This is a genomic window from Desulfosporosinus meridiei DSM 13257 (genome assembly GCF_000231385.2).
Taxonomy (GTDB): domain Bacteria; phylum Bacillota; class Desulfitobacteriia; order Desulfitobacteriales; family Desulfitobacteriaceae; genus Desulfosporosinus; species Desulfosporosinus meridiei.
In genome coordinates this window covers 1,244,358-1,266,834 of record NC_018515.1, presented here as the reverse complement: position 1 = coordinate 1,266,834, position 22,477 = coordinate 1,244,358, and the positions used below count along the sequence as shown (strand labels likewise).

Here is a 22,477-nt window from a genome sequence, read left to right as displayed (position 1 = left end):
AGCATAGGATGAAATCCAGGGCCGCTACTAAGCAGGCACTAGCAGAGGATGAAATTTAGTGTCGCTTGGGTCAGGCGGCTTCGCCCACATCCGCTCACTCAGCACTCCGAGGCTCGCCTACTCGCTTGCGTGGGAGCTTCGCCAAACCTCTGGGTAATACCTGATGTGAACCTGTGGCTCCGCTTACCCACGCAAGCTTTGTAGGCTTTACCGCCTCTCCATGCAATGAGTTCACTCCTGTGGATCGAAGCCGCCCTGTCTTTCAGGTCTTTATTCTTAAGAGTGTTTTGGGGTGTTTTCGGGGTATCCTTTCGTGCCGCTATGAGACACCAACAGAGGATGAAATAGGGTCTCTCGGATCAGGGCGCTTCGCCCACATCCTGCAAGACCAGCTAATTCGTTCGAGGACAGTGTCTTCGTGTCACTCAGCACTCCGAGGCTCGCCCACGCGTTGACCTAGGAGCGATCTTCAGCGGATAAGTATTCTTTGAAGATAGCCGCTTCAGCGAAAATGTATCCTACGCCAGTAGGGATTCCTTAAGGGATCACGGCTTCGGCGATACTCTCCGCTGGAGACTATCGTACCGGACACTTTCGTGCCAAACCTCTGGGTAATACCTGATGTGAACCTGTGGCTCCGCTTCCCACACAAGCTTTGTAGGCCTTACCGCCTCTCCATGCAATGGGTTTACTCCTGTTGGACGAAGCCGCCCTGTCTTTGGGGTCTTTATTCTTTTGGAGCGTTTTAAGAGTAGCCTTTCATGTCCCTACTAAGGCACCATCATCAGAGGATGAAAAACTAAAGAACTATCTTCCTAACACGAATTCTGCAAAGCCTTACCTGAGTCCCCAAGGAAATACTTACACTCCTAGCAAACTGTCTGAAGGAGCGCTTTTCTGCAAAGAGGCTGCGTCAGTGGAACCGCGCTAAGGCGAGTGCCGACGGTTCGCGTCCCCGTAGCGCGCCGCAGGTTCACATGCAGGAATACCCGGAGGTTCGGACGCGCTCGCGAACCGTCCAACGAACCAGCGGTGGAACTCGCAGACGCGTGCAGAAAAGCGCTCCCCCAGAGCCCGACAGAACCGTGCCCTGTATCCAAAAGATCTAGCTCAAATCTGAACTTAAAGAAGCCGCTTAAAAGCGCTCAAAAAACTTTAATAGAGGTGACTCTCAATGAAATTCAAAGAATACCCTTACCTAAGACCCAACATTAGCGACCTGCAGCAGGAATTTAATACCCTGCTCGATAAGTTTCGCCAAGCTCCTTCTTACTCCGAACAAAATGCCGCCCTGACTCAAATTAACCTCTTGCGAAGCGAGTTCGAATCAATGTCCCAACTCGTCTCAATCCGCCATTCCGTGGATACGACAGATTCCTATTACGAAAAAGAGCAGGAATACTTCGATGATACAACACCCATCTATCAAGGATTGATTTCCGAATTCTATCAAGCACTGCTTGCTTCCCCTTACCGTGAGGAGCTGGAAGGACAATGGGGCAAACAATTGTTTAATATCGCAGAACTAACCCTTAAAACCTTTAAGCCTGAGATTGTTGAAGAGCTGCAGTTGGAAAACAAATTGTCCACGGAGTACACCAAGCTACTTGCTTCTGCCAAAATTCTATTTGAAGGAGAAGAACGCAATCTTTCAGGCTTAGGGCCCTTCTTACAGTCCGAAAATCGTGAGCTGCGAAAGCGCGCCAACGAGGCAAAATATGGCTTCTTCAAAGAACAAGAAGCAAAGCTTGACCAGATCTTTGCTGAGCTTGTCCAGGTTAGAACTAAAATTGCCCAGAAACTGGGCTTTTCCAATTATGTCGAGTTAGGATATGCTCGGATGCTTCGTTCCGATTATACTCCGGAGATGGTGGCTAATTTCAGAAAGCAAGTGGAAGAGCAGATTGTTCCTGTAGCAACGAAGCTTCGAGAACGTCAACAAAACCGCCTCGGTTTGGCTGAACTCTTATATTATGATGAGAAGTTCAGCTTCCTTAGCGGCAATGCTAAGCCTCAAGGAGATGCGGAGTGGATCATTGGAAATGGGCGTCGTATGTACCAAGAACTATCTCCGGAGACTCATGAGTTTTTCAGCTCTATGCTGGAAAATGATCTGATGGATCTGGTCACTAAAAAGGGCAAGGCCGGGGGCGGGTATTGTACCTATATCAGCAAATACCAAGCACCCTTTATCTTTTCCAATTTTAATGGTACTTCCGGAGATGTGGACGTACTTACCCATGAAGCAGGGCATGCCTTTCAAGTGTATTCCAGCAGAAGCCATACCCTGCCGGAATATCAATGGCCTACCTATGAATCCTGTGAAATTCACTCCATGAGCATGGAATTCTTTGCCTGGCCATGGATGGAGCTATTCTTCAAAGACGCTGCCAACAAATATCGCTTTACTCACCTGAGTGAAGCTCTCCTCTTTATCCCTTATGGGGTGACTGTTGATGAGTATCAGCATTATGTTTACTCTCATCCCCAAGCGTCACCCTCTGAAAGGAAAGCCGCCTGGCGTTCAATTGAGAGAAAGTATCTGCCTCACCGCAACTACTCAGATAATGAGTACTTAGAACAGGGCGGTTACTGGCATCAGCAAGGGCATATCTTTAACGCTCCCTTTTATTATATTGACTATACCTTAGCACAAATATGTGCCTTCCAATTTTGGAAAAGGTCTCAAGAAGAGCGGGAGAGCGCTTGGCAAGATTATCTAACTCTCTGTAAAATGGGTGGCAGCAAATCCTTTCTTGAATTAGTTAAGCTTGCTCACTTAATTTCTCCTTTTGAAGAAGGAGCAGTTCAATCAGTTATTGGCGAGATAGAAGAATGGCTCGCTGGGATCGATGATTCAAAGCTTTAGTAAGTTCTCATGTAATATGCTCTGTGAGCGAACATCGTCCAGATTAACAATCATACTATTTACCTTCATCGATAAAAGAAACTAGGGCTCGAAATCGTGCAAAAATCACAATTCTCAAGCCCTAGTTTTTTTACGTTATAACGTGGATTTATGTATGCCTGATACTTTTCCGTGAATATCTTAGAATATATACTGTATACCAAAATAGGAGTGAAAATCAAATGGTGCATCGATGCACCATTTGGCCTCTCGGTTTGGACAAATACTTCCCTACATCAAGCCCTAACTATTTATCAGCTGGCTTTTGCGGTATCTCAACCTTCACACCAGATTGGTCATGACAGCTTTGGCAATAGACCTCGCCTCCCAGTCCTTGTTCTTCATGACATTCATAACACTGTTTCCACGGTTGCTGGTTATTCATAACAGCATATCCGTGTCCTTTCGGTCCATGAATCCAAGTTTCTCTAGGTACCGTCGAATGCGGGTTTTTGGGATCAGCGTCACGAGAAAAATAAAGCACAGCGATTAAGCCTGCTATTAAGCTAATCGTAATGAGGGTTCTAATGATGCGCTTTTTGCGTTCCATCCGGCCAGTCCCCCCTGTCATAATGGTATGTTTAGAATCCGGTAAATTCGTTGGATTTAGGTCTAAACTAATTCAATCGAACCTTGTCTTTTGGAAGCACTGTTTTCGAAAACCTTCTATAGAGTTTTAAGCACGATTCGAGCTTGCTCTAAGGTTTTGTCAATATCGGAATCTGTGTGTGCCGTGGATAAAAAGACGGCTTCAAATTGACTCGGGGCTAAGTAAATGCCGCCCTCTAACATGCCGCGAAAGAACTTGGCAAATTGCTCTACATCGGAGGAACAGGCACTGGCATAATCTCTGACGGGAGTGTCTGTAAAGAAGGCGGAAAACATGGCCCCGACAGAATTGACCCAAATGGGAAGCCCTGCTTCTTGAGCAAGCTCTTTTAAACCATTTGAAAGCCGTGCAGTCATGGCTTGCAATTTCTCATAAGTTCCCGGTTGCTGCAATAATTTTAGAGTTGCTAACCCTGCATTCATTGCTAAGGGATTACCTGAGAGTGTGCCCGCTTGATAAATCGGACCGCTAGGAGCGATCTGAGACATATACTCTCGTTTTCCACCGTAAGCACCAACCGGGAGTCCCCCTCCGATTACCTTACCTAGACAGGTCAAATCGGGATCAATCCCAAAATGGGCCTGGGCACCCCCGTAGCTTACTCTGAAACCAGTCATTACTTCATCAAATATTAACAATGCTCCGTACTCTTTAGTTAAACGCCTCAGTCCCTGTAAAAATTCTTCCTCAGGCAAGACAACTCCCATGTTCCCTGCTACCGGTTCCAAAATTACACAAGCAATTTCCTCACCTTCACGTTTGAAGATCTCAGTCAAACCTTCAAGATCATTGAACTGGGCGGAAATTGTAGTAGCTGCGGTTTGAGTTGGAACCCCAGGAGATGTGGGCACGCCAAAGGTAAGGGCACCACTACCGGCCTTAATTAAAAGTTGATCGGCATGACCATGGTAACAGCCCTCAAACTTTACGATCTTAGATCTGCCTGTGACCCCACGGGCTAAACGCAATGCGCTCATAGTCGCTTCAGTTCCGGAATTGACCATGCGTACCATTTCCATGGAAGGGTAAGCTTTCAGTACTTCTTCTGCTAAGACAGTCTCAACTTCAGTAGGCGCACCGTAACTTGTTCCTCGCTCAGCCACTTGCTTAATCACTGCAACCACATCCGGGTGAGCATGTCCAAGGATTAACGGACCCCAGGATCCTACATAATCAATGTATTGATTGCCATCAATATCCCAAATATAAGCCCCTGCACCCCGGTCGATAAACACCGGATCCCGTCCGACCGATTTAAAGGCCCTGACTGGTGAATTAACACCTCCGGGAATCACCACCTGAGCTTTAGCAAATGCGTGACGGCTTTTTTCATCGACGAAACTCAATAACCTATCTCCTTTCTAGATGGATTCTTCTAAGAAATACTGCATACTGCTCTTTTTTAATTCGGCCACGCTAAAAAGCATGGAATAAGTCTTAACTCCCGTTGCCTGGGCAATCCTCTTCATTATGTCTTCACAATCATCTGCAGAACGTCCGTGAATCATAGTAAATAGGTTATATGGCCAATCCTCAAGGGTCGGTCGCTGGTAACAATGACTTACTTCTTTAAAACGGGCCATTATCTTTCCAACTTTTTCCGTCTGATCCTCGTCTACCTGCCAAACACCCATAGCATTTGCTACAAAACCGGCCTTTTGATGACGAAGGACTGCCCCAAAACGACGCAGTATTTTCATTTCCAGCAAGTGACTAGCCACTGAAATAACTTTGTCCGTAGGCCATTCCAGACTTTCGGCCAGCTCAATAAATGGCGTCGGGGAATCCGGCAAATTGCCCTGGATGACTCGGATAAGACTTATTTCGTCATTAGTTAATTCATAAGGAGGAGTCTCATGCTTTTGGCTGGGTGAGGCATACTCCCCTAAAGGATTTTGACCGTCGTCTGGCTCCAGGTCATCTATGGATGTCTCAAAATCAAAATTGACATTGATTTTGAACACTCGAGATGCGGGAAGAGTAAAGATTTCCGACACTCCTGTCTCCTCACGAATCGTATGGAGGATGCGTTCCGCTACCGCATGTGAGCGGGCTATTAAGGTAAACCAAACATTATAGTCATGGTCACGAATATAGTTGTGAGTCACCCCGGAAATTTCGTCCAACAGCTTAGCTAACACAGGTATTTTATCTTCGGGAACCTTACCGGCACATAAAGTACTGTAATAACCTAACCGACGGGAATCAAAGACTCCCCCTAAACGACGAATAATCCCTTCCCGACGAAGATTTTGAATTCGTTTAAAAGCCTCATCTTCAGTAATACCTACTGCTTCACTTAAGATCCAATAGGGATGAACCGCTATCGGAAAATTATTTTGGATGGCATTTAGTAAGGCTCTGTCCGTTGCATCCATACTAAACCCCCTTCCTCCCATGGTACAAGCACCAAGATTCCTCAGCCATGTAATCTCCATCATTGTAATAGGCAGTACGATAACAATGATCACAAAACATATTGCAATCACTGGTTTTATTCCAAGAAACGATCATACTTAACCCTCCTCTCTAAGCCATCCCGCCACATCTAAGGCATGATAGGTGATCAGCAAATCGGCTCCGGCACGTTTCATACTCAAAAGGGCCTCCAAAACTATGCGTTTCTCATCAATCCAGCCGTTAGCAGCAGCGGCTTTAACCATGGCATATTCTCCGCTGACATTATAAGCTGCCACCGGTATACCGTAGCGCTCTTTGGTTCGATAAATAATATCTCCATAGGACATTGCCGGCTTGACGATAACCATGTCTGCCCCTTCTTCAATGTCTAAATCCGTCTCGAGCATAGCTTCATTGCCATTAGCAGGATCCATCTGATAAGTTCTGCGATCTCCAAATTGCGGTGTTGATCCTGCTGCCTCGCGAAAAGGACCGTAAAATCCGGATGCGAACTTGGCCGAGTAAGCCATAATTGGAATGTTAGTGAAGCCCTCCAGGTCTAACATTTCTCTGATTGCTGCGACACGCCCATCCATCATGTCCGAAGGAGCAACCATATCTGCTCCCGCTTTGACCTGGGAAAGTGCTGTCTTAGCAAGCAGGTCAAGGGTTGGGTCATTTAAAACCTGACCCTTTTCTATCAAGCCGCAATGTCCATGATCCGTGTATTCACACAAGCAGACATCCGTGATGATATAAAGATTGGGGTAATGTTCTTTGGCTAGACGTACAGCTTGTTGGACAATTCCTTGCTCATGGTAAGCCCCTGATCCCACACTATCTTTGCTCTCCGGGATACCAAAGAGCAGTACCGAGGGAATTCCAAGTTCTACAACTTCCTTAAGAGCAAGGATAAATTCATCAAGGGAATAGTTATATACTCCCGGCATTGAGGATATCTCAACCCTTTTCTTTTCGCCGGGCATCACAAACATGGGATAAATTAAATTCTCTACTCTAAGATGATTTTCTCGTACCATATTACGGATTGTCTCGTTAACCCGTAAACGGCGGGGACGCCTGATTAATTCCATTTCTCAAGAACCTCCTCCTGTAGTTAAACCCTATCCCAACTTTATTTTTGTTATCTTTACTTAATACCTATCTCTTCATCGGTAAGATAGCAAGCCGGGTCGGACTCCCAGAAGTCTCCCGAAACTGCTTCAGCCCGGGTGCGGAAATTCCCGTTACACATATCCAGGTATCGACATTTTGAACATCGTCCTTTTAATAAAGCTTTGCGGTCTTTAAGCCCTGCCATCAGAGGATGAGTAACATCTGTCCAAATATCAGCTATTTTACGTTCTCGGACATTTCCAAAGGTGATATGCTGTGTGAACTGGTCGGGATGCACAAAGCCCAGGGGATCCACTTCTCCAAAGGCTATGCCGGAACGATTTCCGCCATTAAAACCAATCAGATCCTTAATCTTTTGTGCTCTGGCGGGATCCTCTTTTAAGGCTTGAATGTACATGTAAACCCCGTCACAGTGATTATCAACGGTTAGAATTTCCTTTTTTAAGCCTCGTGCTTCAAAGTCTCGGGTTCTGCGAATAATTGTATCCATGGCTTGCCGAGATTCTTCTGGCGTCACATCTTCTGCAATCATTTTGTTTCCTCTGCCTGAATAGACCAGATGGTAGAAACAAACCCGATCGATGTTCTCTTCTTCAATAAAATCAAAGATTTTATCCAGTTCTTTAATATTATGACTGTTAATAGTAAACCTCAGCCCAACTCGCTGATCCACGGCTACACAGTTTTGTATTCCTTGCATTGCCGCCTTAAAGGCTCCCTCTTTACCTCTAAACTTGTCATTAACATCTGCCAGACCATCCAGAGAGATTCCCACGTAGGAAATCCCGATGTCTTTGATGCGGCGGGCAACTTCAGGAGTAATTAGAGTCCCATTAGTCGAAAGTGTAGCCCGAAGACCTTTGGAAATTGCATATTCCGCCAATTCAAAGAAGTCAGGTCGAATAAGAGGCTCTCCACCGGAAAAAAGCAAAACGGGAGATTTAAATTCCGCCAGATCATCAATAAATCTCTTCGCCTCTTCAGTGGTCATTTCTCCCTCGTAGTTTTGAGCTTCAGACTCCATATAACAATGGGCACATTTTAAATTACAGGTCTTGGTGGAATTCCAAACGACCACTGGCCCGGAAAGAGTGGTTGTTCCATTTCGGGCACCATGAGAGTCTTTATTGTATCTCAGAGAATCTCCGAAGTACTCTGTATCAAATAAGAGCTTTGTGACACTAATCATACTCTCACTCCTCCATTAAGGCATTAACTAGTCCGGGAATCGTATACTCTTTCGCCTCTTTATAGATAGTCAAACCCAGCTTTCGAGCTGTAGCGCTGGTGATTGGACCAATTGAGTAAAGTAAGACACCGTTCAGCAACGATATTTCTCCATCCAAAAGCTCCATAAAATTTCGTACCGTTGACGAGCTGGTAAAGGTAACCTTGTGAATCTCCTGCTCAGCAAGCATTCGTTTCAATTCCCCACTATTTGCTCCCCCCAGAACTGTCTTATAGACTGGGACATCCGAGACTTCCACACCCATAGCCTTGAGAGATACAGGCAAAACATCCCTAGCTTCTTCGGCCCTGGCCAGCAATACCTTTTGCCCTTTGGCAACTCTGCTTGTCAGACCTTCCACAATTTTCTCTGCTTTATACTCTTCAGGAACATAAGCAGCACGAAGTCCCCTTTTCTCTAACGAAGCTTGGGTAGCTGGGCCTATGGCAACTATCTCCACGCCGATAAGCTCCCGCACATCCCGTTCTTGAATGCTTAACTCGTCGAAGAAAGCCTCTACCCCATTAACACTGGTAAAAATAAGCCACTGGAATTCTCTTAGGTTTTTGATAGCATTAATTAAGGCTGCGTTATCAGTGGGAGGCGCGATATCGATCGTCGGGAACTCCCACGCCTCTCCGCCTAAGGCTTCAATTTCTTGCGTCAGTACGCTGGCCTGGTGGCGTGCACGAGTAACAACGATTCTTTGACCAAACAATGGCTTCTTTTCGAACCATTGGAGTTTCTCCCTAAGGGATACAACCTCTCCAACAATTATGATTGAAGGATTAGTGAAGTTCTGTTTTTTAACCTCTTCGGCAATAGTATCCAATTGCCCAACCAAAGTTCTTTGTTCCGGCCTTGTCCCCCATTGAATAATTCCCACAGGAGTCGTCGGCTTCTTCCCATTTTCCATTAACTTTTGGGCAATCAAGGGGAGATTCTCCATGCCCATTAGGAAAACCAAGGTACCATGGGACTGGGCAAGATGATCCCAATGAATACTGGTCTCATTCTTGGTAGGATCTTCGTGCCCTGTTATAACTGCGAAAGAAGATGTGAGATCACGATGAGTTACCGGAATCCCAGCATAAGCCGGAACTGCAATGGCCGAGGTAATGCCGGGAACTACTTCAAATTGAATCCCTGCCTTGAGCAAAGCTTCCGCTTCCTCGCCTCCCCTGCCAAAAACAAAAGGATCCCCACCTTTAAGACGGGTCACGATTTTTCCCTCTAAGCCTTTATCCACAAGAACTTGATTAATTTCTTCCTGCCGAAGTGTGTGGCGATCCGGGGATTTCCCCACATAGATGAGCTCACAATCCGGACGAGCTAACGTCAAAAGGCGCCGTGAAGCTAACCGATCATAAACTAACACATCTGCTTTGGCTATACACTCCGACCCCTTAATGGTAATTAACTTAGGGTCTCCCGGACCGGCACCCACTAAATATACATATCCCTTACTCAAAACCAACACTCCTATCAATCAGCTTACAAAAGCTTAATATATACATTAAAATATTTTTAAATAACAACGAGTCAGAAACACGAAATGTTCCCTCGTTCTCTAGAAAACTCTCATACTCACTCTCGTTCCCAGTTCCAAGCCCGGGACGCAGTGTTATACAGGCCCGAGGTCTTTACGTAAGCAGAATAGCAAACTCTGTGAAAGCGACCGACCCCAGACACGGGGCAGCGCACAAGTCCCCTATCGAATTTCCTCTAATATTGAAGCAGCTCCCATCTCAATCAGACGATTAGCAACCTCAATACCTACTTTTTCGGGATCACTACCTCTTACTTCTGCTTTAAGTACGCGGACGCCATCCAAACTTGCCACCATCCCTCGCAGGATTATCTCCCCATCAACCACTTGACCCAAAGCTCCGATAGGAACTTGACAGCCTCCTTCAAGTTTGCGCATTAATGTACGTTCGGCCCGTACTGCTCTTTCCGTTTCCGGATGATTTAAACGAGCTAACAGTTCGGCAACATCTGAACGTTTCTCATCGATTTCAATAGCGATAGATCCTTGACCGACTGCTGACAACATAATATCTTCCGGTAAGATCTGAGTGATGCGATGTGCCCAGCCCAGTCGTTTAACACCGGCAGCAGCCAGGACAATACCCACCATGTCAGATTCTTGCAACTTCCGCCAACGGGTTTGCAGATTACCTCTTAAATCTGTGAAATTTAGATCCGGCCGATAATGTTTGAGCTGAGACTTCCGACGCAAACTACTTGTTCCAATCAGGGCCCCTGGAGGCAGCTCCTCGAGTTTTACTCCATTCTTGCTTAAGAAAACATCTCTGGGTTCTTCCCTCTCACAAAAAGCACTAATGATTAGGCCTGGGGGTAATTGGGTTGGCATATCTTTAAGACTATGAACAGCCATGTCAAGTTCGTCATTTAAGAGACCGTGTTCCAATTCCTTGGTGAATAATCCCTTATCTCCGATCTTAGAAAGTGGAACATCTAAAATCTTATCCCCTTTAGTTTTCATAGGGACAAGCACAAAATTGAGATCCGGATATAGCTTAGTTAGTTGAGATTGAACCCACTCAGCTTGCCACATTGCTAATTGACTATCCCGAGTTCCTATGCGTATATTTTTCATTCAGCCCTCCTATGGCACCCCTGCGCATGTCTCTTCTTGGTCATGTTTCGACGAGCACCTTCTTCACCAACATTTAAATCAAATATGTTTTGAAAAACTTCAGCATAGAGATGTCCTTGACTGGTATTGGCATACTCTTTGAGATTGATAATCGGAATATGCAGGAGATGATTAACAATAGAATTAGCCATTGAACGGATTACCTTTTCCTGTTTAGGCGTTAACCCGCTAAAATGCTCCAGAGCACGCTCAACTTGCAGATCTCTGATTTGTTCTCCTTTTTTCTGCAGGGCCAAAATTGTTGGTACAACAGACTGAGTGTTATGCCATTTTAAAAACAATTCCATTTCTTCATCAATAATCTTTTCAGCTTTAATTGCTGCCAGCTCTCGCTCTTGATGATGCCGATCGACAACTCCCCGCAAATCATCAATATCAAATAGAGTAATTTCAGGGATATTCCCAACTTCAGGGTGAATATCCCGTGGAACCGCAATATCAATAAGCAGTATGGGACGATTTTTTCTTATTTTCATAATTTCTTGCATGCGTTCCGGCATCAAAACAAAATGCTTCGAGGCGGTGGCCGAAATAACTATATCTACTTCCGCCAGATACTGATCTACGTCATCCAGCCGAACGGCACGACCGGCGCATTCCTGAGCGAGCAAAACAGCCTTATCATAGGATCGATTGGAAACTAACACTGTAGTAGCCCCGGCGGAAACTAAATGTTTGACAGTCAGGGTACTCATTTCTCCGGCCCCTAAAATTAGAATTCCTTTTCCCTGGAGTTCACCGAATTGTTGTTTAGCCAGCTCTACAGCTGTATAACTGATGGACACAGGATGCTGGTCAATCATTGTATCGGTACGCACACGTTTTCCCACTGCTAAGGCAGTCTGAAAAAAGACATTGATCACCTTATTAGTAACTCCTGCATCGCTGGCTTGCTGATAAGCATTGCTGACTTGTCCAAGGATTTGGGTTTCTCCTCGAACCAGCGAATCCAGTCCTGAAACTACCCGAAATAAATGGCGGACGGCATCATATAAGGTATGGGAATACAGATATTGCTCCAGAATTTTTTCCTCTATGCCATGATGACTGGAAAAAAAGTCTTTAATTGAGCTGATCCCTGTTTCCACATCCATAGTTGCAGCATATACCTCGGTACGGTTACAGGTACTGAGGATCACGGCCCCCTGAATCCCCGGACATTCTTTTAATTCTTGGAGAGCCTTCAGCATTTGAGATGGGTGAAAGCTCATTCTTTCCCTAATTTCTACAGGTGCAGTGCGGTGATTTAACCCAATAGCGACAGGAAACATTTTTCTAGCACTCCTTTCGCTTCGGTCAAACGTTGAGCTTTAATAAGTTCTCTGATTTCTCCATCTGTAGCACGCTTCCAAAAAACAGCGCGTTTTTCCGGAGGTAATTCAGACTTGGCTCTACTTCTCCAATTTTTAAGTAAAGTCAGATATTCAGCCATCTCCTGACCGTACAAATCTTCCAATTCCCCTCGAACTTGCCTAGCTACGATGGGGCTGCTGCCTCCGGTGGACACAGCAATTTTTAGATCACCTTTTTCCATAATAGAAGGTACTATAAAACTACATTTTTCAGGATCATCCACAACATTCACGAGACGATGATTCGCTTTAGCATCCTGCGAGACTTGAGCATTGATCTCCTCAATTTCAGTACATGAAAAAACCAACATTGCTTCTTGAATATCCTCTGCAGAATATTCCTTTTCTCTCCAAAAACATGTCTTTCCATCAATTAGCTCCTTAAGCTCAGGTACGAGGCGAGGAGAGACTATCCTGACTAAAGATCCGTGATGCAATAGGGTTTGAACCTTTCGTAATGCAACCTTTCCTCCTCCGACAACCAGAACCGGCAGAGCATGTAAGTCTATAAATATCGGATAATACTGGGACATATTCAATAGTCACCTTCTCTAACTTTTCTCCTAGTTCTTACGTTCTTTATATTTAGACATTTTTCCTGCAAAAACTCTTTAACTCTCTAAATATCTAATCTCCTGTCAATTAAACAATAATAAGGTTTTGACTGACAGCATATGAATGTAGACCCGGTAAAAAATAATTGACTCCAAAAAACGTGAATAGAACCGCTGCAAAACCAAATATGGTCATCCAGGCCGCTCTTTTTCCTTTCCATCCATACATCAACCGGGCATGTAAGTAAGCAGCATAGATTATCCAAGTAATCAGAGACCAGGTCTCTTTCGGATCCCAAGACCAGTATGTGCCCCAAGCGTAATTCGCCCAGATTGCACCGGTAATTATGCAGAGAGTCAGGAGGGGAAAGGCAAAGCCAATTACCTTATAGGATAACTCATCGATTGTTTCCAACTCAGGAAAACGGGAGATAATTCCCGCCTCTTGAGATTTAGCTGTTTTTCCGTTTGTTTCTCTACTAAATTTAAGCAAATACATAATCCCCAAGCCGAAGGAAATTGCAAATGCTCCGTAGGAAAACATTGCTGTAACCACGTGGAAGGTTATCCATTTACTTTTAAGGGCCGGAGGTATGGATTGAGCGATTCTTTCCTCAGCACCCATACTCATAATAATGAACATTAAAATCATGAAACAAACGGGCATGACAAAAGCACCTAAAGCTTTCAGCTTATAACGAAATTCGACGAAAAGATACACAGAGGTAATTCCCCAAACGAAGGTCAACAAAAACTCATAAGAATTGGAAAGAGGCGGACGACCTGCAATGATCATTCTTAAAATAATTGCTGCAGTGTTAGCTAGTAAGCCAACAATGGTAAGATAGGTTGCAAAGCGGCCCATTAGATCTTTTTTAGTTCCAATCCAAGCCCAGTAAAATAACATAGAAAGGGTGTAGGCCATTAACATGATATAAAAGGATGTAGTCTCCAGGTTTTGTAATCCCTGATTCACAGTGCGCCCTCCCTTTTCGATTGAATTCCCTGAATCAAACGGTCAAACTCTTGCTGGAGGCCACCTGTTACTTTACCGGCTCTGGCCCCTATCGTCAGTTCTCCAATTGAATCCTGTCCAGATTTGAACACTCCCGATACTACCACTGTACGCCAGTAAAAAGACAAGATAAGTCCCAGCAGCAATAGAGCGCACCCCAGCCAGATAACCGTTACGCCAGGGTCTTGTTTGACTTGTAATCCGGTAAATCCTACATTACCCTCAAGAGTTAGCTTATATTCACCTTGTACGTCAATAGTTTGTCCTAGGTTAATTTGACCTTTTTGTACAGGCTCTACACCGGTTCCTCTATAGACTTGATAAAGCATAATTGGTTCTTGCGGGTCACTTTTAATGGCTGCAGCGATTAGATAGAGATCCGTTCCAGGTGCTTGAAAATAATTCCCCCCATGATCTTGTAAAACAACTGGGATTTTTTGATCCTTCAGATCAACGGTTAGTCGAGCCCCATTGGCAAAACTTGCTTGATAGAAGGTGACCCCTTGATAGGTTAGGGGATGGTTAACAGAGATTGTCTGGCGAATTACTTCCTGTCCGTTTTGGATGATTGCCATATCTGTATACCAATTATCTCGATCTCCATTTTCCAGAAAGCGATCCTCTGCCGAATAGATATGTACATCAAAATCTTGCTTAACAGTTCCCTTGGATAGATTAATCGAACTCAAAGGCACGGTTGTCCCTGCTCCGGTCATCATAAAACCTTTGAAGCCCAGAGTTGTACCTAGGATTGCTCCGATGACTAGCACAACAAAGGAAATATGGGAAATCAGTGAACCCCAGTTTCCCAAGCGACGTTTGATGGCAATAAAACTCCAGCCATTGTCGATTTCTCGACTAATGACTTTGAAGCCACTTTGTTGCAAGAGAGTTTCAATAGAACTCCGGAGAGTCCCACTCTCACCTTTTAATTTAGCTTGAACTTTATTAAGCACACTTGTAATGCTTTCTGGTGGTTTAAGGGCAAAGGTTTGATTATAAATCCCCTGAAAACGTTGGATACTGCACACAATTAAATTAATGCATAACAATCCCATCAGTAAACGAAACAAAGTCGAACCATAAATATTCGTAAAACCAAGGGTTTGCCATAGTTTACTGACGGCTTTAGCTCCTTGAGGGTCTAGGTTTATTTGTGGAAATACCGTACCTATTCCCGCGACGAGAGCTACTAATCCTAAGAGTATCAGCCCTAACTTCATTGAGCTGAAAAACCGCCATATATCTTCTACAATGCCCTCGTGATATTCCTTCACTAAATCGCCCCTTCTCTAAGATAATGATTCATTATTATGGAAAAAAACCTTACGCGTTATTATACCCCAAAAAAGTATTGCTATGAAGATAATGGATAGAAGGGGTAGCTAGTTAGCCCTTCTTATTAATCACACCTTCTAATAACAGAGAATGCTTATAGCTAATGTTATCCATGAAAGAAAAACCCAGATTGCTATTTAAGGTTGACTTAAGAATGCCGGAAAACATCTCATTAATGATTTCCGGTGGAATATCATTTCTGAACTCATTTTTAGCTTGCCCTTCAATAATAATGCTGGTTAAAATCTCTTCAAATCTGGCCCCATGGGGTGGCTTTTGCTCGACCTTGTCAGGGTTGCGATTAAATTTGACGTATAACCCTATCATCTGCCGATTTTCATCATGAGTTTTGGATATAACTTTTAGGATTTGGTGCAATTTTTCCGTAGCATTTAAGGCCGAAGTTTGTATATCTTCACAGGTTTGTTTGGCACAATCTATTCTTTCAGCCAGACAGTATTTTAGAATCGCTTCTTTAGTTTCGAAGTAATTATAAAAGGTACCTGTTCCCAGAGCCGCTTTTTCCATGATCTCAGCTATGGTAGTTTCCTCTAAGCCTTTAGTAGAAAATAGCTTTAGAGCTATTTCTGATATAGTCTTTTTGGTTTGAAGTTTCTTTTTCTCCCGCCTACTCATTTCCTGATGCATTAGTATACCTCCAGAGATTTCCCTCAGTGCAAAAAATGAATCTATTCATTTTTATTATATTTGTAGACCTTATTATTGTCAATTAAAAATGAACCTATTCATAAATTCCATAAGATAAAGCCCCGCAGACAATGCTGCAGGGCTTAACTATTGGTGTGAGCTATTAACTAAAACTTGCGAGTCCGTATAAATTCAGCGAGCTCTTCCAAGGCTTTGCGAGTTGGGATCTTAGGCAGATCCAACAAATGTTTTTTAGCTTTTTCAATATAGATGTCCACAAGCTGCATGGACTGATCAATTGCTCCCGAAGATTTAATCAGGGAGATTGTTTCCCAGACCTCTTCCTCCGTCTTATCCTTTTTCCTGAGTAACTCTCTTAACTCAGAAGACTGTGGCGATGATTTAAGAGCGAGAATCATAGGCAAGGTCATTATTCCTTGGCGCAAGTCCCCTCCAATAGGCTTCCCAAATTCAGAGGGCTTAGCTGTAATATCTAAAACATCGTCGACAATTTGAAAGGCCATACCCAAGGAATGACCATAGGCACCTAACGCCCACACTTGACGCTTAGGAGCACCTGAAACCAGTGCGCCCAATCTGCAGCAAGCAGAGATTAATAAGGCAGTTTTACGTTTTATTCGATAATAGTATTGCTTTAAGGTTTGCTCCACATCAAATGTACATTTGATCTGTTGAATCTCGCCTTGGCACATTTCAACACTGATCTCAGCAAGAATTCGTGACACTTCGGGATTATCAATCTGCGAGATAAGCATCAGTGATTTTGCCAGCAGGTAATCCCCCGTTTCAACAGAAACAATATTTCCCCATTTAGCTTTAACTGTTGCTCGTCCTCTTCGAGTCATCGAAGCATCTACTACATCATCATGAACAAGTGAAGACATATGTATGAGTTCTAAAGCCATTGCAACAGGCATTAATTTTTCCAGCGGATAACCATAGAATTTTCCTGCTAAGAGCGTAAAAGCCGGGCGCAATCGCTTTCCCCCTGCAGCCAACAAATGGATTGCAGAATCTTGAAGAATTGGATAACCCGTCTCCACGAATTTAGTCAGTTCTTTTTCAACCCGTTGCAAATCTGAATTTATTTGATTAAAGAGCCAGAGTTGTTTCAAAACCGATTCACCTGCTCGCACCCTTTTCTTCATAAGATACCATATCTGATGGCAGTTCCGCCAGTGGATTCTTCGGGATTTCATCCTCATACGTCAAAAGTTCTTCTTCTTCTGATTTAAGATCTTCCGACTCAGCTGAGGGTGACTCCGTATCCTTTTCAACAACCCGTGGCGAAGTAGTCTGTTCAAAGGCTTTGTTAATAACATTTGCCGGCGTTTCTATTGTACTTTGAAATTCCTTAGTTAATTCATTGGTAGCTTTACGAATTTCAAAAACCAGTTTACCAAGGGACCTGGCTATAACAGGCAGATCCTCTGGACCAAATAAAATAAGTACAACAACTAAAATTAAGAGAATTTCACTTAATCCCATCGGTTCCCCCCCCTTACTTTAAAGCCAACTCTTTTTCTCTGCTACGCGCAACGAGATACCCCAACCAAATGCTAATTTCATAGAGAAGATACATTGGCCCAGCCATGAGGAGTTGAGTCAATAAATCGGGCGTCGGGGACACTACTACAGCTAGAATTACGATAATCAGTACTGCCCAACGTCTTTTTGATGCTAAGACCTGAGGGCTTAGAACACCTATCCTAATCAGAATTAATAAGACAATAGGCATTTGAAAAACCAAACCAAAGGTTAAAAACATGGTGGTTAGGAATCCGAAATATGAGGCCTTAGTTAGTAAAGGAGTATAGGAGGTAATTGCATCACCACCTACAAAAAGCAGAAACTTCAACCCAATTGGCAGTACTACGAAAAAACATAATCCAACTCCACTGAGAAAGAGGATTACAGAGCTAGGCACTATAAAGTACAAATATTTCCGTTCATTTTGCTTTAAGGCAGGCAAGACGAAGCTCCAGATCTGCCAGATTACAATAGGGAGAGATAATACTATCCCAATCAGCAAAGCTACCTTAACTTTAACTAACATCGGTTCCATGGGTGTCGTAGTAATAAACGTAATACCTTGCAATCGAATTACGGGATCTGCAAGATAAGCAAAGATTCGATCACTGAAAAACCATCCGATAATCGTACCAATTAATATAGCATACGCAGATATTACCAGCACTTTACGTAAGGCTTTTAAATGGTCCATTAAAGGCAAATTTGCCTCATCGTTCTTACGCTGTCGCCTGCGCATCCATTACACTTCCTTCCTGTAGACCTTTAGACATTCGTAATGGGTATTGCGTTGCACAGCCTGATAGCCTGCATCTTCAATACAGCGAATAATCTCTTGCAACGGGACACGTGTTTGAACACCTGCAGCTCGAACCACATTTTCCTCTAACATGGTGCTACCAAAATCATTGGCTCCAAAACTTAAAGCAACTTGGGCCATCTTAGCACCTTGAGTCACCCATGATGCTTGAATGTTAGGAACATTATCCAGCATTAAACGAGCCACGGCCAGAGTCCTTAAATACTCTACTCCCGTACTGCCCTCTCCCCCGAGTAGCGTGTTTGAAGGTGCGAAACTCCAGGGTATAAAAGCAGTAAATCCACCCGTTTGATCTTGAGCTTCTCGAACACGAACCATATGTAAAATTCGTTCTTCAAAGGTCTCGACATGCCCAAACATCATAGTCGCAGTAGTTTTCAGTCCGTGCTTATGGGCCGTGGTCATAACCTCCATCCACTTCTGCCAGCCGATCTTATTCGGACTTATCAAATGGCGTACACGGTCATCGAGGATTTCCGCGCCTCCTCCGGGAATGGAATCCAGCCCTGCATCGCGGAGACGTATGATAACTTCTTCAATTGATAATTTAGATTTATCCGCCAGATCCCATATTTCCGGAGGGCTGAAGGAGTGAATGTGAATAGGGTAATGAGCCTTGATATCCTGCAGCAGGTGCTCAAAATACTCTAAATCCAAATCAGGATGCAGTCCCCCTTGAATCAAGAGCTGAGTTCCGCCTACTGCGATGGTCTCTTCAATTTTAGCATGTAATAGGTCTTGTGACAAAATATATCCTTGGGGATCACCCGGTTTACAATAAAATGCGCAGAACTTACATTGACAGGAACACACATTTGTATAGTTAATATTTCGGTCAATAACAAATGTCACTACCTTTTCAGGATGCATTTGTTGTCTAACGAGATTGGCCCCTTGTCCCAAAGAAAGAAGATCAGCATTTTGTAACAGTTCAATTCCATCAGAGATAGACAACCGTTCACCCGCTAAACGTTTCTCGATGATCTTCAAGGTTTCCGTCTGCAATGCCTTTATCCTCCTTCTAACGCTTAGTCCCTTTCAACGGCATCTCGCCCTGCCTTTTGTATCAAGTGGATCAAGGCACCCTTGCTCATACAGAAGCTTGCTCCAGAGCTGGGCGTACTCTGTTCCTCTAGAACACTGCCATCTAAGTCATCGACGCCGAAGGCCAAGGAAACTTGAGCTAATTTTTGCCCTAGTAACATCCAATAAGCTCTAATATGCGAAAAATTATCGAGAAGAATTCTCGAAATTGCCAAGATTTTTAAATCTTCATTACCCGTTGTATTACCGACACCCATACTTCCTGCTAATTCTTCCTTTGTATAATAAGGAACCGGACTGAAGGTGCTGAATTGATTTGCTTGATCTTGCTGGTTACGAAGTCGGATCAGACTGTCAATGAACTCTTCCGGGGATATTGGGTTGCCATAGATCATCAAGGCGGTTGAGCACTTTTCTTTTTCTGTGAGAGACGCTCCAATATCTGCGAAGTCAATGGGACGATTAACCTTATAATAGGTTTTATTGCCGTTTTTCTGTTCACGCACCAGATTAGCCATATATCCCAGGGTTAATATCTCTTGACTTTTCAGCAAACGTACGCCGTCATCAAGATCTAAACGTTGACTGTTTTCAATTTTATCTACCAGATCCTTTAGTTCGCTTAGGGCAAACAGTGAGGGCATAGTTTACCTCCCTTTAGATTCAGTGCAGTAAGGTTAAATCCAGAACCGAGAAAACAAAAAGTAAGATACTTAAATAACCATTCAGGTCAAAAAAGGCAACTCCCAGCTTGGAAAAGTCGTCTGCCGAAACAAGATGATGTTGTCGAAAAAGTAAGACGATGGCAATTCCGACCCCTACGTAATAGAGCCAACTTAATGACATGACTACTCCTACCGAAATGAAGAGGATTGGTGCCAGTATATGTAGAAAGGATGATATTTCCAAGGACCTCTTCAAGCCAAAAACTGCCGGTATCGAATGCAGTCCTTCCTTACGGTCAAACTCAACATCCTGACAGGCATAAACAACATCAAAACCCGCAACCCAAGTCATAACTCCAAGTCCTAACAGGACGGGGGCCAGAGCCCAATGACCGGTTATCCCTATCCACGCTCCTGCAGGAGCCAGACCCAAGGAAATTCCCAGTACTAAATGGCAGGCCCAAGTAAACCTTTTAGTATAGGAATATAACACCAGAAAAAAAACAGCTATCGGCATTAACAATAAAGCCAAGAGATTAAGCTTGTACGCAGATATACCCAGCAGCAGAAAAGATAATACTGTATAACCATAAACCTCATTAACTCTAAGCTGACCGGCAGGCAGGGCCCTAAGGGCTGTGCGTGGGTTACGTGCATCAATATGCCTATCAACCAGTCGATTTAAAGACATTGCAGCCGTTCGAGCTCCAATCATGGCCAGAGTTATCCACAAAAGTTTCATGCCGGAGGGAACACCCCCTGCTGCCAAAAAGGCTCCTAAGTAGGCAAAAGGAAGAGCAAAAATAGTATGCTCAAACTTGATCATTTCGAAAAAAACTTTTAATTTATCCATAATTCACCCCGTTCGTTACGACCCTATCTCTGAAGCTTTATACCCTACATTCAGTTCTCCTGATATGTATTGATAAACTTCACTCAGAGGACGAAGCTCAATTTGTGATTCAGCCGAAATTTCTTCTAAAATGTCATTAGCTCTGCGAAGAATAGACTGAATAACAGAAGTCTCCAAACCTTCTTTCCAAGCTCCCCAGGCCAAGCCTAGCTCCCACCCAAAAGATTCAAGTTTTTTCTGAAGAGGAAGTGAGACCCCCGCAAGTTCAGCACTAAGTCGAGCCGCTGTCCCAGTTAACGACGCACTCTCTAGTTCAATTATTTTAAGCTGCTCATCCCCACTTAAATCTTTATCCCGTGAAAGCCAGCGAGAAATACCTCCTTGACTCATTGTACCCATAACTTGAGCCAGAGGGTCTAAGTAAAGCAACAATTTCTCACGACAAAGCTCCAGAAAAAACTTTCCATAGAGCAAGTCTCCAACAAGCACCGGAAACTGCCTGCGTTCTTCTGGGAGATCTTCATCATCCTTCATCAGTTTATGTACCTTATTTGCCATAAAAATAAATTGAATAATGCCAGCTAATGCTTCTGATTTATCGTTATCCTCTGTACATGAAGCACTTACTGCTAAAACAATGGCCGGACTCACAGTGTGATCTAGTTCATTCATTTCCAGGTGTACTAGTTCTTCAAATCCAGCTGGCTTAAAATTAATCTCTTGGCGCAAATGCGCCTGTACGTTGTTCAGTTTCCCTTGGAAGCTGAAATCTACGGGAACCATGTAATCGCTCCTTGTCTTCCATTCGGACATTAACCTATTATGTATTCGATATATTTATTCAAACTCCTGCCCTATTTATGCAATATACCCTGATAATATGACAATATTATCGAAAGAATATGTGTATTTTCTTAAAAATGTAATAGACCCTGCAACTTTACTCATAAGTTACAAGGTCTATTAGGTACAAGTAATAAAAAAGAACCTGACTTCTCCATCCGTACTTGACTTAGTCCGGAATAAAATAAATATCCCTCCTATAAATTTACCGCTTCCTTTGATTCGTCAACAATACCACGCTTCATTTCCGTTGCTGTCATATGCCCTGCTTCGAAATGGTCGGTTAAATAATTGCAGGCATCCCAGGGATTGACACTGTCCCCGCACGTGAAGACGTCTACTGCCGCGTATCCGAGTTCTGGCCACGTATGGATGGCTAGGTGTGATTCAGAAATCACTACAACACCACTCACCCCTTGAGGACTAAACTTATGGAATACTACCTCACGAACTTCGGCACCAGCTTCTAAAGCTGCGTTGACCATTAGTGCTTCGACCTGCTCTCGATCATTTAAAATGTCGAATCTACACCCATAGATTTCAGCCAACACATGACGTCCAAGAGAATTTGCCAATTGTGATCTTTGCCCCCTTTTCTACTAAAAACAGGAAAGAATCTGGGTGGATCTTCGATTTCCTCAGATCATCTCCAAATTTCCATCACGTTAAATTTTAGCATAAAGTACCGTCTTGTCAACAAAATTTTATTTTTGTATCAGATCATTTTACGTTTCCTTATTACAAGATGTGTAGAGAATACCCCTATATATTTTTCTGCCTTAGGCAGGCATTGATTTCCCTAACAACTTAACAGGAACAAAGCTTAGG

The 22,477-nt window shown here is 43.7% G+C and carries 22 protein-coding genes; 1 reads left to right on the top strand and 21 read right to left on the bottom strand.

The window, feature by feature from the left end; translation table 11 throughout:
• Positions 1-1,174 precede the first annotated feature (1,174 nt).
• Positions 1,175-2,869, top strand: coding sequence for a M3 family oligoendopeptidase (locus tag DESMER_RS05870; RefSeq protein ID WP_014902151.1), 1,695 nt, complete (start codon positions 1,175-1,177; stop codon positions 2,867-2,869).
• A gap of 286 nt (positions 2,870-3,155) precedes the next feature.
• Here DESMER_RS05870 and DESMER_RS05865 read toward each other — a convergent pair whose 3' ends face one another.
• The 21 genes from DESMER_RS05865 to speD all read right to left on the bottom strand — a co-directional run bounded on the left by DESMER_RS05865 (position 3,156) and on the right by speD (position 22,224).
• On the bottom strand, positions 3,156-3,458 hold the full coding sequence (locus tag DESMER_RS05865; RefSeq protein ID WP_014902150.1) for a hypothetical protein: 303 nt from the start codon (positions 3,456-3,458) through the stop codon (positions 3,156-3,158).
• Positions 3,459-3,574: 116 nt separating this feature from the next.
• A complete protein-coding gene (hemL, locus tag DESMER_RS05860) occupies positions 3,575-4,864 on the bottom strand; it encodes a glutamate-1-semialdehyde 2,1-aminomutase (RefSeq protein WP_014902149.1) in 1,290 nt (429 codons plus the stop codon).
• 15 nt (positions 4,865-4,879) lie between these two features.
• On the bottom strand, positions 4,880-5,896 hold the full coding sequence (gene ahbB, locus DESMER_RS05855) for a siroheme decarboxylase subunit beta (RefSeq protein ID WP_014902148.1): 1,017 nt from the start codon (positions 5,894-5,896) through the stop codon (positions 4,880-4,882).
• Position 5,897: 1 nt separating this feature from the next.
• Complete coding sequence (locus DESMER_RS24660; RefSeq protein ID WP_282433055.1) at positions 5,898-6,032, bottom strand: hypothetical protein; 135 nt, start codon at positions 6,030-6,032, stop codon at positions 5,898-5,900.
• A 2-nt stretch (positions 6,033-6,034) separates the two neighbouring features.
• Positions 6,035-7,012 (bottom strand): porphobilinogen synthase, encoded by a 978-nt coding sequence (gene hemB, locus DESMER_RS05850; protein ID WP_014902147.1) that lies wholly within the window; start codon positions 7,010-7,012, stop codon positions 6,035-6,037.
• Positions 7,013-7,068: 56 nt separating this feature from the next.
• Positions 7,069-8,244 (bottom strand): putative heme d1 biosynthesis radical SAM protein NirJ1, encoded by a 1,176-nt coding sequence (gene nirJ1 / locus DESMER_RS05845; RefSeq protein ID WP_014902146.1) that lies wholly within the window; start codon positions 8,242-8,244, stop codon positions 7,069-7,071.
• A 4-nt stretch (positions 8,245-8,248) separates the two neighbouring features.
• Positions 8,249-9,754: a uroporphyrinogen-III C-methyltransferase gene (cobA, locus tag DESMER_RS05840; protein ID WP_014902145.1), complete on the bottom strand. Its 1,506-nt coding sequence runs from the start codon at positions 9,752-9,754 to the stop codon at positions 8,249-8,251.
• A gap of 240 nt (positions 9,755-9,994) precedes the next feature.
• Entirely contained in the window at positions 9,995-10,906 is a 912-nt protein-coding gene (gene hemC, locus DESMER_RS05835) for a hydroxymethylbilane synthase (protein WP_014902144.1), read from the bottom strand.
• Positions 10,903-12,237: a glutamyl-tRNA reductase gene (gene hemA, locus DESMER_RS05830; RefSeq protein ID WP_014902143.1), complete on the bottom strand. Its 1,335-nt coding sequence runs from the start codon at positions 12,235-12,237 to the stop codon at positions 10,903-10,905. Before hemA ends, hemC begins: the two co-directional genes overlap by 4 nt.
• A complete protein-coding gene (locus DESMER_RS05825) occupies positions 12,213-12,851 on the bottom strand; it encodes a precorrin-2 dehydrogenase/sirohydrochlorin ferrochelatase family protein (protein WP_014902142.1) in 639 nt (212 codons plus the stop codon). Before DESMER_RS05825 ends, hemA begins: the two co-directional genes overlap by 25 nt.
• Positions 12,852-12,960: 109 nt before the next feature.
• Positions 12,961-13,848: a c-type cytochrome biogenesis protein CcsB gene (ccsB, locus tag DESMER_RS05820; RefSeq protein WP_014902141.1), complete on the bottom strand. Its 888-nt coding sequence runs from the start codon at positions 13,846-13,848 to the stop codon at positions 12,961-12,963.
• Complete coding sequence (locus DESMER_RS05815; protein ID WP_014902140.1) at positions 13,845-15,164, bottom strand: cytochrome c biogenesis ResB family protein; 1,320 nt, start codon at positions 15,162-15,164, stop codon at positions 13,845-13,847. Before DESMER_RS05815 ends, ccsB begins: the two co-directional genes overlap by 4 nt.
• A 112-nt stretch (positions 15,165-15,276) precedes the next feature.
• Positions 15,277-15,873 carry a TetR/AcrR family transcriptional regulator gene (locus DESMER_RS05810; RefSeq protein WP_014902139.1) on the bottom strand — a complete coding sequence of 199 codons (597 nt, stop codon included), beginning with the start codon at positions 15,871-15,873 and terminating at the stop codon, positions 15,277-15,279.
• Between the two features lie 167 nt (positions 15,874-16,040).
• The gene (locus DESMER_RS05805; protein ID WP_014902138.1) at positions 16,041-17,009 is read right to left on the bottom strand and encodes a polyprenyl synthetase family protein; all 969 of its coding nucleotides are present in this window, start codon (positions 17,007-17,009) and stop codon (positions 16,041-16,043) included.
• A gap of 7 nt (positions 17,010-17,016) precedes the next feature.
• Positions 17,017-17,382: a twin-arginine translocase TatA/TatE family subunit gene (locus DESMER_RS05800; RefSeq protein ID WP_014902137.1), complete on the bottom strand. Its 366-nt coding sequence runs from the start codon at positions 17,380-17,382 to the stop codon at positions 17,017-17,019.
• A gap of 13 nt (positions 17,383-17,395) precedes the next feature.
• Positions 17,396-18,163, bottom strand: a complete 768-nt coding sequence (gene tatC, locus DESMER_RS05795; protein WP_014902136.1) for a twin-arginine translocase subunit TatC — start codon at positions 18,161-18,163, stop codon at positions 17,396-17,398.
• A gap of 3 nt (positions 18,164-18,166) precedes the next feature.
• The gene (mqnC, locus tag DESMER_RS05790; RefSeq protein WP_014902135.1) at positions 18,167-19,249 is read right to left on the bottom strand and encodes a cyclic dehypoxanthinyl futalosine synthase; all 1,083 of its coding nucleotides are present in this window, start codon (positions 19,247-19,249) and stop codon (positions 18,167-18,169) included.
• A 23-nt stretch (positions 19,250-19,272) separates the two neighbouring features.
• Positions 19,273-19,932: an FO synthase gene (locus DESMER_RS05785; protein ID WP_014902134.1), complete on the bottom strand. Its 660-nt coding sequence runs from the start codon at positions 19,930-19,932 to the stop codon at positions 19,273-19,275.
• 19 nt (positions 19,933-19,951) lie between these two features.
• Positions 19,952-20,806, bottom strand: a complete 855-nt coding sequence (locus DESMER_RS05780; protein WP_014902133.1) for a UbiA-like polyprenyltransferase — start codon at positions 20,804-20,806, stop codon at positions 19,952-19,954.
• Positions 20,807-20,821: 15 nt separating this feature from the next.
• Complete coding sequence (locus DESMER_RS05775) at positions 20,822-21,589, bottom strand: polyprenyl synthetase family protein (protein ID WP_014902132.1); 768 nt, start codon at positions 21,587-21,589, stop codon at positions 20,822-20,824.
• Positions 21,590-21,846: 257 nt separating this feature from the next.
• The gene (gene speD / locus DESMER_RS05770) at positions 21,847-22,224 is read right to left on the bottom strand and encodes an adenosylmethionine decarboxylase (RefSeq protein WP_014902131.1); all 378 of its coding nucleotides are present in this window, start codon (positions 22,222-22,224) and stop codon (positions 21,847-21,849) included.
• Positions 22,225-22,477: the final 253 nt, after the last annotated feature.

Coding starts and splice junctions, on each gene's coding strand:
- DESMER_RS05800 (WP_014902137.1), bottom strand. CDS start 17,382: ATGGGATTAAGTGAAATTCTCTTAATTTTAGTTGTTGTACTTATTTTA.
- nirJ1 (WP_014902146.1), bottom strand. CDS start 8,244: ATGATTAGTGTCACAAAGCTCTTATTTGATACAGAGTACTTCGGAGAT.
- hemA (WP_014902143.1), bottom strand. CDS start 12,237: ATGTTTCCTGTCGCTATTGGGTTAAATCACCGCACTGCACCTGTAGAA.
- DESMER_RS05775 (WP_014902132.1), bottom strand. CDS start 21,589: ATGGTTCCCGTAGATTTCAGCTTCCAAGGGAAACTGAACAACGTACAG.
- ahbB (WP_014902148.1), bottom strand. CDS start 5,896: ATGGATGCAACGGACAGAGCCTTACTAAATGCCATCCAAAATAATTTT.
- DESMER_RS05865 (WP_014902150.1), bottom strand. CDS start 3,458: ATGGAACGCAAAAAGCGCATCATTAGAACCCTCATTACGATTAGCTTA.
- DESMER_RS24660 (WP_282433055.1), bottom strand. CDS start 6,032: ATGATCGTTTCTTGGAATAAAACCAGTGATTGCAATATGTTTTGTGAT.
- DESMER_RS05780 (WP_014902133.1), bottom strand. CDS start 20,806: ATGGATAAATTAAAAGTTTTTTTCGAAATGATCAAGTTTGAGCATACT.
- DESMER_RS05785 (WP_014902134.1), bottom strand. CDS start 19,932: ATGCCCTCACTGTTTGCCCTAAGCGAACTAAAGGATCTGGTAGATAAA.
- DESMER_RS05810 (WP_014902139.1), bottom strand. CDS start 15,873: ATGCATCAGGAAATGAGTAGGCGGGAGAAAAAGAAACTTCAAACCAAA.
- hemB (WP_014902147.1), bottom strand. CDS start 7,012: ATGGAATTAATCAGGCGTCCCCGCCGTTTACGGGTTAACGAGACAATC.
- DESMER_RS05825 (WP_014902142.1), bottom strand. CDS start 12,851: ATGTCCCAGTATTATCCGATATTTATAGACTTACATGCTCTGCCGGTT.
- DESMER_RS05870 (WP_014902151.1), top strand. CDS start 1,175: ATGAAATTCAAAGAATACCCTTACCTAAGACCCAACATTAGCGACCTG.
- tatC (WP_014902136.1), bottom strand. CDS start 18,163: ATGCGCAGGCGACAGCGTAAGAACGATGAGGCAAATTTGCCTTTAATG.
- hemC (WP_014902144.1), bottom strand. CDS start 10,906: ATGAAAAATATACGCATAGGAACTCGGGATAGTCAATTAGCAATGTGG.